This window comes from Qipengyuania citrea (assembly GCF_024171405.1).
Classification (GTDB): Bacteria; Pseudomonadota; Alphaproteobacteria; order Sphingomonadales; family Sphingomonadaceae; genus Qipengyuania; species Qipengyuania profunda.
On record NZ_JALJZT010000002.1, the window covers coordinates 231,702 to 245,007 of the forward strand.

Consider the following 13,306-nt stretch of genomic DNA (forward strand, 5'->3'; position numbering starts at 1 on the left):
TAATCGGGTGAATTCGGGGGCACCACGGGGCGTTATCGGAGGTCTAGAGCGGTAGGATGAATGTAGGAAAGCCCTTTCGGCGCGCCGCGATCTTCGGCGCCAGCGGCGGTATCGGCGGCGCGCTGGCGACAAGGCTGGCGGAGCGCGGTGTCGAGGTATGGGCGGGAAGCCGTTCGGGCACGGCAGCAGACCCCTCGCTGCGCGCCTTTCGCTTCGATCTGTCCGACGAAGCCTCGATCGCCGCGGCCGCTGCCGCGATGGCCGAGGCGCCGCCCGATCTGGTGGTGGTCGCCAGTGGTGTGCTGACACTGGCCGATGGCTCGGGCCCCGAACGCAGTTACAAGCAGATCGACGGCGCGGCGATGGAAGAGGTGTTCCGGCTCAACACCATCGGCCCCGCGTTGGTGGCCAAGCATGTGCTGCCCCTGTTGCCGCGCGACCGCCGCAGCGTCTTCGCGACGCTATCGGCGCGGGTGGGGTCGATCGGCGACAATCGCCTGGGCGGTTGGCACAGCTACCGTGCCAGCAAGGCTGCGCTCAACATGCTGCGCAAGAATTTTGCGATCGAGCTGGGCCGGACGCACAAGCAGGCGATCGTGGCAGGCCTGCATCCGGGCACGGTGGATTCGGCGCTGTCCGAACCCTTCCAGGCCAATCTGCCCGCGGGCCAGCTGACCCGGCCCGCCGATGCGGCGGACAACCTGCTGAATGTCATCGACGGGCTGACGGTGGTGGACAGCGGCGGCGTGTTCGACTGGAAGGGCGAAGCCGTTCCGGCCTAGGCGGCCTACGCGCCCGCCCGCCCGGTTTCGGCACGCTCGAGATTGAAGGCGAGCAGTTCTCCATAGCGCTGGCCCGCCAGACCCTTGCGGCCGCTGCGCTGCGGCATCAGCACCCCGGGCTTGGCATTGCCTTCGACCACCATCGGCCCGTCGGGCGTGAACGCGATATCCCAGCCGATAAGCGTATATTCGGGGAACGCCGCGGCATGCGCGCGGCAGGCGAGCGCCACGGTCTTTTCCCAATCGGGCAGCTGCAGATCGCCAAAGGCCGCGCCGCTGACCGGATGGCATTCGTAATCGCCGCCACCATAGCCCTTGCAGGCGGTACCCGCGCGCCCGGTTTCGAAATCGACCGGCATGATCAGCCCGCCCGCCTTCATGTTATCGATCACCGGGCCGCGCAGCGAAGGCACGCGAAGCACGGTGCTGACCAGTTCGGGTTCTCCCGTCTCATTACGCATCGTGGTGAGCCGCGCAGTCGCCAGCGCATCCATCGCATAGTCCGCCAGCGCTGCGTGGTTGCCCAGTGCGCGCTGGATCACCCACACTTGCCGGTCATCGACATAGGGCGCGATCGCCTGGGCGAAGGCGGCCTGGTCGGTGATATCGGACACGGCATGGGGGAGCAGCGCGACACCGCGGCCGCCTTCGCCGTGCGTGGGCTTGGCAATCAGCGGGTGTCCGCGGGCGGGGCGAAAATCGCGCAATCCGCGATCGTAGACCGCGTGCACGGCGGGATGGGGCAGGCCGTGCGCGGCGCAGCGGCGATAGAACGCCGCCTTGTCGACCAGCACGCAGGCGCGGCTCCATCCCTGCGAGTTGATGATCTTGTTGAAGCCCGCATCCTCGAACCGCCGGATATAGTGATCGAGCTCCTCGGGCCGCTCGATCCGGAACAGCGCGATGTCATTGGGATCGACGAAACGTTCGCGCGCGATTGCCAGCGCCTGCCGTTCCCACTGCGCATCCATGCCGTACTTGCGCGCGACAGCGAAGGTTCGTGATGGCAGCCATGCAGCAAAGCCCCGCGCAATGCCCCGGTCGAGCATTGTACGCGCCGGTGACCGGCTGCGGCGGCGGCGCTCGTAATGCGCAGCGAAGGCCGGGGCGCTGGCGGCTTCGGCCCCGCCGGGGAACAGCGCGAACGCCTTCTTGGCGTAATAGGCGAGTTCGGCGGGGTGCATGGCGGGTCAGACTTCGATGGTTTCGCCGCCGACATCCTCGGGCATCATCGCTAGGTCGAACGGCACCCGTTCTGCCGTGATCACTCCCTGCCGGTCCATGCTGTAGGCCGCGATATGCTCGATCAGCTGGGCATGCGTCAGCCCGGCCAGTTGCGCCGCGCCCGAGACGGTCTTCTTCGACCACAGGTTGCACGACAGATTAACTTCCATGAACAGCACTTCGCCGGTCGTCGGGGTATAGCGGAACTCGAAGCGCCCGTAGTCGAACGGCCACAGTTCGGGCAGCATGGCCCGCGTATATTCGCGGATCTTGCGCGTCATGACCGGGTTCTTCATCGCGACCAGCCGTTCCTTCGGACCTTCGGACAGCCCACGCTTTTCCTCGTAGGAGCGGAAATTGCCCTCATCGCCCGGCATTTCGAAGCGCATTGTCGACAGCAGGATCGGCTCGGCTCCGCCCAGCACGGGGACCACCACGTCATAGGCGCCCTCATAGCGTTCGACGATCACGTCGTGGCCTTCCTCGTGGAGCTTTGCGATGTCGCGTTTCGCATCGTCCCAATTGGTCGGCATGGTGACGCCCCAACTGGCGGATGAGGCGTTGGGTTTGACCACCAGCCGTTCGAAAGCGAAGTCGGGATAGGGAATGTGCATGCACCCCCGCCGCGCGATCAGCCAGGGGGCGACGGGTACGCCGCGCGCGACCGCCACGGTCTTCATCAGATGCTTGTCGTCCGACAGGCCGCGCAGAATGGGCGAGGCGCCGAGCGCGGGCAGGCCGATGCGCTGCGCCAACAGCGGGCCGAGCATCTCGCTCATCGGATATCCCGCGCGGTTGAGCAGGGTGAAGACGTAATCGAAATCGGTCTTTTCGAACAAGGCGGTAAAATCGCTCGCCGGGGTCACGTCGAGACCGATCGCGCGCAAGGTGTCGAGCACTTCGTGGTGATAGACCGCATGATTGCCGTCTTCGCCATGCAGCTGGCCGCCGGCGGTGGCATGCTTGGCAAGGAACAGGACGCGCAGCCGATCCTTGTCGGCGGCGGGTATCGTGAACAGGTCGATCGTGTGACTCATGCGCGCGCCTTTACCTGTGGCCCATGACAGGGTCACGAATTTTGTGCTTGTCGCAAATCCGAAAACGGATAGCTTTCCTTGGCGAGCGCCGGTCAAGGAGAGCGCGATGGGGCTAAGGGCCTGGTACGATCGTCACGTAATGCCGCGGTTGATCACGGCAGCCTGCGGGCAGGACGGTATCGAGAAACGCCGCCGCCAGCTGATCCCGCTTGCCGAGGGCCGCGTGTTCGAACTCGGCTGCGGAGGCGGGCTCAACCAGGCGCTTTACGACAGCGACAAGATCACCTCTTTTGCCGGGATCGATCCGCATGAAAAGCTGCTCGCCGGCGCGCGCGAACGTGCGCGGGCGAAGGGGTGGGAGACCGATATCCGTGCGGGCGTGGGCGAGGATATTCCTTTTCCCTCGGGCTCGTTCGATACGGTGGTGTGCACCTATACGCTGTGTTCGGTCGACGATCCGGACAAAGTGCTGTCGGAACTGCGCCGGATACTGGCCCCGCGCGGACAACTGCTGTTTCTCGAACATGGCCGTGCGCCCGATGCGGGCGTCGCGCAGTGGCAGGACCGTCTGGAGCCGCTGTGGAAACCGCTGGCCGGCGGGTGCCATCTGACGCGGCCGGTGGGCGCATCGCTGCGCCGTGCGGGCTTTGCGGTCGAACCGCTCGGCCAGGCCTATCTCAAGCAAGCGCCCAAGGTACTGGGCTGGATGGAATGGGGTGTGGCGCGCAAGGCCTGAGGGCCGGCGAGTGCAAGACCCGCCGGCCCCCTGGGCTTGCTATTCGTCGCCGAAGGTGCGCTGCCACCAGCCGCGCTTGGGCTTGGCGGGTTCGGCCGATGCCGCGCTGTCTTCGGTTACCGCTTTGGGTGCCGCCGGCTCGGGAGCAGGCTGGGCAGCGGGTGCGGGTGCGGCTTCGACCGGCGCTGCGGGAGCAGCTTCGGTCTCGGCCTTCTTCTTGCGCGGCGCGCGCTTCTTGGGCGCGGGCTTGGCTTCGGTTTCACCCTCTGCCGGTGCAGCGGCAGCGGCTTCGGTCTCGGCCTTTTTCTTGCGCGGTGCGCGCTTCTTGGGCGCGGGCTTGGCTTCGGCCTCGGCGTCCGCCTCTACCGGTGCGTCGGTAGCGGGTGCGGCTTCAGCTTCGGCATCGGTCTTCTTCTTGCGCGGGGCACGCTTGCGCGGCTTGGGCTTTTCTTCCGTCTCGGCAGCAGCCTCGGCGGTTTCTGGCGAATCCTCGGGACCCGCGACCACGGCCATGTCCTCGACCACCGCGTCCGAAACCCCTTCGAGTTTCTCGGCGTCTTCGGACGTTACCTCGTCCGAGGTCCGGCCGCGACCACGGCCACCCCGGCGGCGACCACCCCGGCGGCGGCGCTTCTTCGGCCGGTCATCGCCGTCGTCGCTTTCGCTATCGGCGTCGGTATCCGTGTCCGTGTCCGTGTCGTCGTCGCTGTCATCGCCATTGTCGTCGTCATCCGAATCGTCGCGATCGTCATCGTCGGAATGCTGGCGACCCTTGTTGCGTCCGCGACCGCCCCGGCGGCGGCGGCGCTTCTTGCGCGGACGATCGTCGTCCTCGCCGCCATTGCTGTCGTCGCGTTCGCTGTCGTCGTCGTTCTCGTCGAGGATTTCTTCATCGTCCTCGTCATCGACGATGGTGTCGAAACGCGGCGCATCCTTGGGCTTGGGCCCATGGCTGGAGACCGACATCTTCGCGCCTTCGTCCTCGCCTTCGGGCACGACTTCGACGGTCACATGATAACGCTGTTCGATCTCCATGAGATCGGCGCGCTTTTCGTTGAGCAGATAGACTGCGGCTTCGGTGCTGGCTGCCAGGCGGATGGTCGAGCCCTTGCCCTTGGCGGCTTCGTCCTCGATCTGGCGCAGCGCCGACAGGCCCGCGCTCGACGCGGTGCGCACCAGGCCGGTACCGTCGCAATGCGGACATTCGCGGGTGGTCGCTTCGAGCACGCCGGTGCGCAGGCGCTGGCGGCTCATTTCCATCAGGCCGAAGCTCGAGATGCGGCCGACCTGGATGCGCGCGCGGTCGGTCTTGAGCGCGTCCTTCATCGCCTTTTCGACCTTGCGCGTGTTGGAGTGGTGCTCCTGGTCGATGAAGTCGATCACCACGAGACCGGCCATGTCGCGCAGGCGCAACTGGCGGGCGATCTCGCGCGCGGCTTCGAGATTGGTGTGCAGCGCGGTCTGCTCGATATTGTGCTCCTTGGTGGAGCGGCCCGAGTTGATGTCGATCGACACCAGTGCCTCGGTCGGGTTGATGACCAGATAGCCACCCGATTTGAGCTGGACGACCGGATCGTACATCGCCTTGAGCTGGTCTTCGGCGCCGTAGCGCTGGAACAGCGGCACGGGGTCCGAATACTGCTTCACCCGGCGGGCATGGCTGGGCATCAGCAGTTTCATGAACTGCTTGGCCAGCTTGTAGCCTTCTTCGCCCTCGACCACGACTTCCTCGATGTCGCGATTGTAGATGTCGCGGATCGCGCGCTTGATCAGGTCGCTGTCCGAATGGATCAGCGCGGGTGCGCTCGAATCCAGCGTGCGTTCGCGGATCTCGTCCCACAGGCGGGCGAGGTAATCGAAATCGCGCTTGATTTCGGTCTTGGTGCGGCTGAGCCCGGCGGTGCGGACGATCAGCCCCATGGTGCGCGGCAGGGTGAGGTCGCTGACGACCTGCTTGAGCCGCTTGCGGTCGGCCGCGCTGGAAATCTTGCGCGAAATGCCGCCGCCGTGGCTGCTGTTGGGCATCAGCACGGTGTAACGACCGGCGAGGCTGAGATAGCTGGTCAGCGCAGCGCCCTTGTTGCCGCGTTCTTCCTTGACGACCTGGACGAGCAGCACCTGGCGGCGCTGGATGACGTCCTGGATCTTGTAGCGGCGACGCAGCGCCATGCGCTTGGCGCGTGCTTCGTCGACTTCCTTGGCGCGGGTGCGGCCCTTGCCCTGGCCCTGGCGGCGACCGCGGCCGCGACGGCCCTGGTTGCGGCCCTTGCGGCGATTGTCGCCATCCGATTCCTCTTCGTCGGAATCGTCGTCGCCATCGTCATCATCGTCGTCGTCGCGGTCGAGATGACCTTCCTCGATCGTCGCGACATCGTCCTTGTCGGACGTGTCGACTTCCTCGAGCCCGTCTTCGGCGAGGTCTTCGGCGAGGGCGCCGGAGCTTTCGTCATCGGCGTCGTACTCGTCGCCGGGCATTTCGCCGCGGTCTTCTTCCTCGTCGCGCAGACGGGCTTCTTCCTCGGCCGCTTCGGCCTCGGCAGCGAGCAGTTCGTCGCGGTCTTCCTTGGGGATCTGGTAATAATCGGGGTGGATCTCGCTGAAGGCGAGGAAGCCGTGGCGATTACCGCCGAAATCCACGAACGCCGCCTGCAGCGACGGTTCGACCCTGGTTACCTTGGCAAGGTAGATATTGCCCTTGATTTGCTTGTGGTCGGCGGATTCGAAATCGAATTCTTCAATCCGGTTGCCCTTGAGCACCGCCACCCGGGTTTCTTCCGAGTGGCGCGCATCGATAAGCATGCGCGTTGCCATTGATATGTCTCCAGCCGCGCCGGGGCAGGAGTGATCCTGCTGGGGCGCGGCGTATTCTGTTGGAAAGTCCGCGGCCCTGTCGGGGCGTCGCGGTGTTTGCGAACCGGCCGTGTCCTGCATATGCGAGGGGCCGGGTATTCGTGACTGCGGGACTGGCCTCGCGCAGGGTCTGCGCTGTCCGGCCCGACGCAGCGGCAAAGGCGGGTGCCTGTGCTGCCAATGTCGGGGAGTAACGGGCCATGTCCGGCATCAACCTGTATTGCATTGGACCGGAACGATACGAACGCTGCGGTCTGAAAGTTAACGGTTTTCTTCGATGACCCTCTTCGTCGCGGATTGTTCGCGCCGATCGGAGGCACCGGAAAACCGATATGGTGTCGCTAGCACCGTGGGTTTCACACGGCAACCATATTGCGTCATCTGACAACAAGGCCGTAACCATGCATGCCATGTCGATCCGGACGCACATCCTCCTGCTGGTCCTGCTGCCGCTGGCAGTGGTGGCCGCGCTGGTGGCGACAGCGCAGCGCATTCCCGTGCCCGAGATCGGGCGCGCCTATGTGCTGCGCGTCGACTTGCCCGCGGCGGATGCGCCGGGCGCCTTACCCGATGTGGCGGGCCGCGAGGGGTTGCCTCTGGTGGTGATCGATGCCGGTCATGGCGGACACGATCCCGGGGCATCGGGGCAGGGCTACCGCGAAAAGACAGTCGTCCTTGGCCTCGCCCGCGCGCTACGCGCCGAGCTGGAGAAGGAAGGCAATGTCCGCGTTGCCATGACCCGCGAGGATGATCGCTATCTGGTTCATGCCGAGCGGGTGGCGATCGCGCGGCGGCTCGATGCCGACCTGTTCCTCTCGATCCATGCCGACAGCGCGGGCGAGGCCGCCGAGGTCACCGGGGCGAGCATCTATACGCTGTCGAACCAGGCCTCGAGCGAGGCCGCCGCGCGCTTCGCCGAGCGCGAGAATGCTTCCGACCGGCTCAACGGCGTCGATGTCGGCGGGCGGAGCGATGTGGTGAACACGATTCTCGTCGAATTGTCGCAGCGGCGCACGCAGGAGCAATCGGACGAATTTGCGCGGTTGATCCGCCGCGAGGGCGGGGATGCGATCCGGTTCCATCCGCAGGCACGCCGGTCGGCCGCGCTCAAGGTGCTGCGTGCACCCGATGTGCCCTCGGTCCTGTTCGAAAGCGGGTTCATCACCAACGAGGCCGATGCGCAGCGGCTCGCCTCGCCCGAAGGCCGCGCGCGTTTTGCCGAGGTGATGGCGCGTGCGATCCGCATCTATTTCGCCCGCCAGCAAGAAAGCTGACGGCGAGGCGCTAATCCTTCTGGCGAATTGCCAAATTGGCGTGCTAGAGGCTCATCCGACACCATGCCCGACCAGCCAGCCCTGCAATATTACCGTTACCGCATCAGCCGCGATCCCAAGCGGCTGATCGCGTGGTTCGACGACAATTGGTCGCGCAACCGCAAGCTGCGGCTCGCGAGCTATGTCACCGGTTTCGCAGTGGTGATGATCGTGCTCGCCTGGGCGACGCTCGGACGCAACCTGCCCGATGCCGAATCGCTGCTCGAATACGAGACCCCGCTGCCCAGCGTGGTGCGCGGGATCGATGGCGAGATCGTCAATACCTATGCCCGCGAACGCCGCGTGCAGCTGCAATATGTGGATTTTCCCGAGCAGCTCGTCGAAGCCTTCCTCTCGGCCGAGGACAAGACCTTCTTCAGCCATGGCGGCGTCGACGTTACCGGCACGGCCAATGCGGTGATCGATTACGCAACCAAGTTCAGTTCGGGCGAACGCGCGGTCGGCGGCTCGACCATCACCCAGCAAGTCGCCAAGAACCTGCTGCTGGGCGATGAATATTCGGTCACGCGCAAGCTCAAGGAAATGATCCTCGCCACGCGCATCGAAAGCGTGCTGACCAAGGAGGAAATCCTCGAGCTCTATCTCAACGAGATCCCACTGGGTCGGCGCAGCTTTGGCGTGCAGGCGGCGTCGCGCGCCTATTTCGACAGGGATGTCGGCGATCTCGAGCTGCACCAGATCGCATTTCTCGCGATCCTGCCCAAGGCGCCCGAACGCTATGGCCGCGAGCGCTATCACGACCTTGCCATCGCGCGGCGCAATTTCGTGCTCGACCAGATGGTCGCTAACGACTTCATCACTGCGAGCGCTGGCGAAGCAGCCAAGCGGATGGATCTAGGACTGGTCGAGCAGCGCGGCACGCGCTCGGCCGATGCGGGCTATTTCCTCGAGGAAGTGCGCCGCCAGCTGATCGACCGCTTCGGCGAAACCGCCGATGACGGGCGCAACAGCGTCTATTCGGGCGGGCTGTGGGTGCGCACCTCGCTCGACCTCGAACTCCAGGAGGCGGCGCGCGATGCGCTGCGCGCGCAGCTTATCAGCTATCACGGCAATCGCGGCTTTACCGGGCCGATCGCCACGCTCAATCCGGACAATGGCGATCTCACCGCGCAGCTCGCTTCCTCCAACATCGGGATCAACTACCGCGACTGGCGCGTGGGCGTGGTCACCGCGCCGGGCCGGATCGGCTTCAGCGATGGCGAGGAATTCGCGCTGTCGGGCGGCCCATCGTCGCTCAAGCCCGGCGATGTCGTGGCGGCGGCGCGTTCGGGCGCAGGCTATGCCATTCGCGGCGTACCCGAAGTGTCGGGTGCCTTCCTCGCCGAAGCGCCGCAGACGGGCCGCATCCTCGCCATGCAGGGCGGGTTCGACAGCCGCCTGGGCAGTTTCAATCGCGCCACGCAGGCCCTGCGCCAGCCGGGCTCGACAATCAAACCGTTCGTCTATGCCGCCGCGCTCGACCAGGGGATGACCCCCGCGACGCAGGTTCCCGACCAGACCTTCTGCGTGTGGCAGGGTGCCAATCTGGGCGAGAAATGTTTCCGTAATTTCGGTGGCGGCGGGGGCGGGATCCACACGCTGCGCTGGGGGCTCGAACAGAGCCGCAATCTGATGACCGTCCATATCGCCGACGATACCGGGATGGACAATGTCATCCAGACCATCGACCGGCTGGGCATCGGGTCCTACGAACCATATTATTCCTTCGCTCTGGGGGCAGGCGACACCACCGTGGCACGGATGGTCAACGGCTATGCCGCACTCGCCAATTGGGGCCGCCAGAATGCCGGATCGGTGATCGATTACGTGCAGGACCGCGATGGCAAGGTCATCTTCCGCACCGACACGCGCGATTGTACCGGCTGCAACCTCGAAGAATGGGACGGCCAGCCGATGCCGCGCTTCGACGTGTCGGGCAAGCAGGTGCTCGACCCGCGCACCGCGTTCCAGATGGTCCATATGCTGCAGGGCGTGGTCACCCGCGGTACCGCGGTCCGGCTGCGCAGCCTCGACCTGCCGCTGTTCGGCAAGACCGGCACCACCAACGGCCCGACCAATGCCTGGTTCGTCGGCGGCTCGCCCGAAATCATCGCCGGCATGTATGTCGGCTTCGACCAGCCGCGCAATCTTGGCGGCTGGGTGCAGGGCGGTAATACCGCGGCGACAATCATGAAGCGCTTCATCGAAGCGACCAAGGATCGCTGGACGGCGGAGGACTTCGTCGCCCCGCCGGGAGTCCGGATGGTCAAGATCGACCGGCGCAGCGGCAAGCGCGTGTTCGAGGGAACGCCGTCGGACGAACCCACCGCGACGATCATCTGGGAAGCCTTCAAGCCCGACACCGAACCGCCGCGCGCGACGCGCAGTGACGCCATCGCCGCCAAGCGCAACGAGATCCTCGAACTGATCCGCCGCGGCCGCCTCGAGGCACAGCAGGCGGCGGCGAACGATCGCGGCGACCAGCCCAACGACTTCGTCGAGGACCAGGGCGGAATCTACTGATCGCGGCTTGGCAGCGGCGGCGGTGCGGTTCATGATGCGGCGCATGAAGACGCTCCACACCCTGTTCGCCGCCGCTGCGCTCGGCCTGACTGCAACACCGGTCCTTGCAGCGCTCGACCGGGGTGCGCAGGCGCCGGGGTTCACGGCGCAGGGTGCGCTCGCGGGCAAACCGATCCGCGTCGATTTGCGTACGTCGCTCAAGCAGGGCCCGGTGGTGCTCTATTTCTTCCCCGCGGCCTTTACCTCGGGGTGCAATCTCGAGGCGCAGGCCTTTGCCGCCGCTATCGACGAGTTCCGCGCGGCCGGGGCCACGGTCATCGGCATGACCGGCGGCAATACCGATCAGCTGCGCGAGTTTTCCGCCAAGCATTGTGCGGGCGAGTTTCCCGTCGCTGCGGCGACGCCCGAGCTGATCGCGCAATATGACGTCTCGCTCGGCGCAAAGGGCGGCGCCCGTGCCGGGTGGAGCGACCGCACGACCTATGTGATCGATACCGATGGAACGATCGCCTTCGTCTATTCGGATCTGAAGCCGAATGAACATATCGCGCGCAGCCTGGCCGCGGTGCGCTCGCTGAAGCGCAAGTAACCACGCCGCAGCACCTTTCCCGCGCCGCGCGTCTGCGCTAGGCGGCGCGCCCGCACACCTTTTCTCAGGAGAGTTCCATGCGTGCCGAAGGGCAGGCCCATATCGAACGGATCGAAGCCGCACTGGCGCTGGTCCGCCAGTCGCTCGACTGGGACCGCGCGCTGCGCCGGCTCGAGGAACTCGACGCGCGCGTACAGGACCCCACCCTGTGGGACGATCCCAAGCAGGCGCAGGCGATCACGCAGGAGCAGAAGCGGCTCGAAACCGCGATCAACACCGTGCGCGAAATCGAAAGTGAGATGCGCGACGCGGTCGAATTCGTCGACATGGGCGAGGCCGAAGGCGATGCCGAGGTCGAGCGCGAGGGACTGGACACGCTGTCCCGGTTGGCCGAGCGCGCCGATCGCGACAAGGTGCAGGCGCTGCTCTCGGGCGAGGCGGATGGCGCCGATACCTATCTGCAGATCAATGCCGGTGCCGGCGGGACCGAGAGTCAGGACTGGGCCGAGATGCTGCTGCGCATGTATGCGCGCTGGGCCGAACGGCGCGGGTTCAAGGTCGAGACGGTCGAATATGCCGCGGGCGACCAGGCCGGGATCAAGAGCGCGACGCTGCTGATCAAGGGCGAGAACGCCTATGGCTATGCCAAGACCGAGAGCGGCGTCCATCGGTTGGTACGTATAAGCCCTTATGACAGCTCGGCGCGACGTCACACCAGCTTCAGCTCGGTCTGGGTCTATCCGGTGATCGACGACGATATCGACATCGAGATCAACCCGTCCGATCTCAAGATCGACACCTACCGGGCATCGGGTGCGGGCGGGCAGCACGTCAACACGACCGATTCCGCGGTCCGGATCACCCACCAGCCGACCGGTATCGTGGTGGCGAGCCAGAACGACCGCAGCCAGCACAAGAACCGCGCAACCGCGATGAACATGCTCAAGGCGCGTCTGTTCGAACGCGAGATGGCCGAACGCGAGGCCGCCGCTTCGGGCGAATATCAGGAAAAGAGCGAGATCGGGTGGGGCCACCAGATCCGCTCCTATGTCCTCCAGCCGTACCAGATGGTGAAGGATTTGCGTACCGGCGTGCAGTCGCCTACGCCTGACGACGTGCTCGACGGCGCGCTGGACCCGTTCATTTCCGCCGCGCTGGCCCAGCGCGTGACCGGCGAAACGGTCGAGGTGGAGGATACCGAATAGGATGCGCAAACAGCTTGCCCTGGCCAGTCTCGCGGTACTGGCCGCGGCAACTGCAACTCCGGCCCGCGCCGATGTCGTCATCGGCCCGCGCGTGTCCTATTATTTCGACAACTCGAACCTGCGCACATCGGGCATCGATCCCGGGCTGGACGAAGGCGATGCGCTCGACCCGGCGGATATCGCGGTGCTGCGCACCGCTTTCGGCGTCGAACCGCAGCTGACCACGGTGAGCGAGGGCGAAGGCGTCCTGTCCGACCAGGTAGGCTATCCGATGATCGGCGCGATGGTCAATTTCGGCGACGATCGCGACCGGTTCACGCTTACCGCCATGTATGGCAGCGGCGAGGGCGATGCCGCGCTGTCGGCGACTGTGTCGCGTACGCTGGCGCTGGGGGCCACCGAATTCATCGACCTCGTCAATTTCGATGCCGACACGGTCAGCAGCACCGACCGCATCGATATCGAACTGACCTGGCAGCGCCGGCAGAGCGAAAGTTTCGCGCTGCTCGGCGGTATTCGCTACGAGCGGCTCGATACTGCCTTCGTCGGCGACCTGCGGATCGTGCAAAGCGTCGCGATCCCCACGGTCATCGCGCTGTCGCGTGCTGCGATCGAGGGCGATCCGGCACCGCCGGTCATTCCTTCGGTCCCGCCGCTGATCGCCGGCGTGCGGCAGGACGGCACTATCCAGACCTTCAGCGCGCGCGGCGGCGCGACCGCCTTCGTGCCGTTCGGCGACAATGCGGTCGCCTTCTTCAACGGCATGCTGCAGGCCAGCTATCGTCCCGATTACGATGTGCTGACCGTCATCGAAGACCCCTCGGGACTGTTCAGCGACAGCATCGCCGGGCGCGAGGAGGGCGAGTTCAGCATCGGACCCGATTTCGCAGTCGGCGCACAGTTCATCCTGTCGGAGAACCTCGCGCTCGACCTGCGCTATCGCGCGGTGCTGTTCTTCCCGCTGACCGGGGTGCAGGATTTCAGCGATGCGCGGGTCAGCCACGGGGTCAATCTCGGATTGTCGCTGCGGCTCTGATCCGATACCTT

Annotated in this window: 10 protein-coding genes; 7 read left to right on the plus strand and 3 right to left on the minus strand. The window is 65.6% G+C overall.

The window, feature by feature from the left end; all coding sequences use genetic code 11:
- Window positions 1-56 precede the first annotated feature (56 nt).
- Window positions 57-782 (plus strand): SDR family NAD(P)-dependent oxidoreductase, encoded by a 726-nt coding sequence (locus J2S32_RS01995; RefSeq protein ID WP_253515479.1) that lies wholly within the window; start codon window positions 57-59, stop codon window positions 780-782.
- 5 nt (window positions 783-787) lie between these two features.
- Here the strand turns inward: J2S32_RS01995 and J2S32_RS02000 are convergent, their stop codons facing one another.
- Together J2S32_RS02000 and J2S32_RS02005 are read right to left on the minus strand one after the other, a co-directional pair.
- Window positions 788-1,966, minus strand: a complete 1,179-nt coding sequence (locus J2S32_RS02000; protein ID WP_253515481.1) for a sugar-transfer associated ATP-grasp domain-containing protein — start codon at window positions 1,964-1,966, stop codon at window positions 788-790.
- Between the two features lie 6 nt (window positions 1,967-1,972).
- Window positions 1,973-3,043: a phosphoribosylglycinamide synthetase gene (locus J2S32_RS02005; protein ID WP_253515483.1), complete on the minus strand. Its 1,071-nt coding sequence runs from the start codon at window positions 3,041-3,043 to the stop codon at window positions 1,973-1,975.
- 106 nt (window positions 3,044-3,149) lie between these two features.
- On the opposite strand from J2S32_RS02005, the gene J2S32_RS02010 reads away from it, so the two are divergent.
- A complete protein-coding gene (locus J2S32_RS02010) occupies window positions 3,150-3,779 on the plus strand; it encodes a class I SAM-dependent methyltransferase (RefSeq protein ID WP_253515485.1) in 630 nt (209 codons plus the stop codon).
- Window positions 3,780-3,818: 39 nt separating this feature from the next.
- On the opposite strand, the gene J2S32_RS02015 is transcribed toward J2S32_RS02010, so the two are convergent.
- Window positions 3,819-6,590, minus strand: a complete 2,772-nt coding sequence (locus J2S32_RS02015; RefSeq protein WP_253515486.1) for an Rne/Rng family ribonuclease — start codon at window positions 6,588-6,590, stop codon at window positions 3,819-3,821.
- 449 nt (window positions 6,591-7,039) lie between these two features.
- Here J2S32_RS02015 and J2S32_RS02020 point away from each other — a divergent pair, with 449 nt between their 5' ends.
- The 5 genes from J2S32_RS02020 to J2S32_RS02040 all read left to right on the plus strand — a co-directional run bounded on the left by J2S32_RS02020 (window position 7,040) and on the right by J2S32_RS02040 (window position 13,295).
- Window positions 7,040-7,903 carry an N-acetylmuramoyl-L-alanine amidase family protein gene (locus J2S32_RS02020; protein ID WP_253515487.1) on the plus strand — a complete coding sequence of 288 codons (864 nt, stop codon included), beginning with the start codon at window positions 7,040-7,042 and terminating at the stop codon, window positions 7,901-7,903.
- 63 nt (window positions 7,904-7,966) lie between these two features.
- Window positions 7,967-10,465, plus strand: a complete 2,499-nt coding sequence (locus tag J2S32_RS02025; protein WP_253515488.1) for a penicillin-binding protein 1A — start codon at window positions 7,967-7,969, stop codon at window positions 10,463-10,465.
- A 43-nt stretch (window positions 10,466-10,508) separates the two neighbouring features.
- A complete protein-coding gene (locus tag J2S32_RS02030) occupies window positions 10,509-11,054 on the plus strand; it encodes a peroxiredoxin (protein WP_253515489.1) in 546 nt (181 codons plus the stop codon).
- A gap of 77 nt (window positions 11,055-11,131) precedes the next feature.
- Complete coding sequence (gene prfB / locus J2S32_RS02035) at window positions 11,132-12,259, plus strand: peptide chain release factor 2 (RefSeq protein ID WP_253515490.1); 1,128 nt, start codon at window positions 11,132-11,134, stop codon at window positions 12,257-12,259.
- Between the two features lies 1 nt (window position 12,260).
- The gene (locus J2S32_RS02040; protein WP_253515491.1) at window positions 12,261-13,295 is read left to right on the plus strand and encodes a hypothetical protein; all 1,035 of its coding nucleotides are present in this window, start codon (window positions 12,261-12,263) and stop codon (window positions 13,293-13,295) included.
- The last annotated feature ends 11 nt before the right edge of the window (window positions 13,296-13,306 follow it).

Coding starts and splice junctions, on each gene's coding strand:
- J2S32_RS02025 (WP_253515488.1), top strand. CDS start 7,967: ATGCCCGACCAGCCAGCCCTGCAATATTACCGTTACCGCATCAGCCGC.
- J2S32_RS02030 (WP_253515489.1), top strand. CDS start 10,509: ATGAAGACGCTCCACACCCTGTTCGCCGCCGCTGCGCTCGGCCTGACT.
- J2S32_RS02000 (WP_253515481.1), bottom strand. CDS start 1,966: ATGCACCCCGCCGAACTCGCCTATTACGCCAAGAAGGCGTTCGCGCTG.
- J2S32_RS02015 (WP_253515486.1), bottom strand. CDS start 6,590: ATGGCAACGCGCATGCTTATCGATGCGCGCCACTCGGAAGAAACCCGG.
- J2S32_RS02010 (WP_253515485.1), top strand. CDS start 3,150: ATGGGGCTAAGGGCCTGGTACGATCGTCACGTAATGCCGCGGTTGATC.
- J2S32_RS01995 (WP_253515479.1), top strand. CDS start 57: ATGAATGTAGGAAAGCCCTTTCGGCGCGCCGCGATCTTCGGCGCCAGC.
- J2S32_RS02040 (WP_253515491.1), top strand. CDS start 12,261: ATGCGCAAACAGCTTGCCCTGGCCAGTCTCGCGGTACTGGCCGCGGCA.
- J2S32_RS02005 (WP_253515483.1), bottom strand. CDS start 3,043: ATGAGTCACACGATCGACCTGTTCACGATACCCGCCGCCGACAAGGAT.
- J2S32_RS02020 (WP_253515487.1), top strand. CDS start 7,040: ATGTCGATCCGGACGCACATCCTCCTGCTGGTCCTGCTGCCGCTGGCA.
- prfB (WP_253515490.1), top strand. CDS start 11,132: ATGCGTGCCGAAGGGCAGGCCCATATCGAACGGATCGAAGCCGCACTG.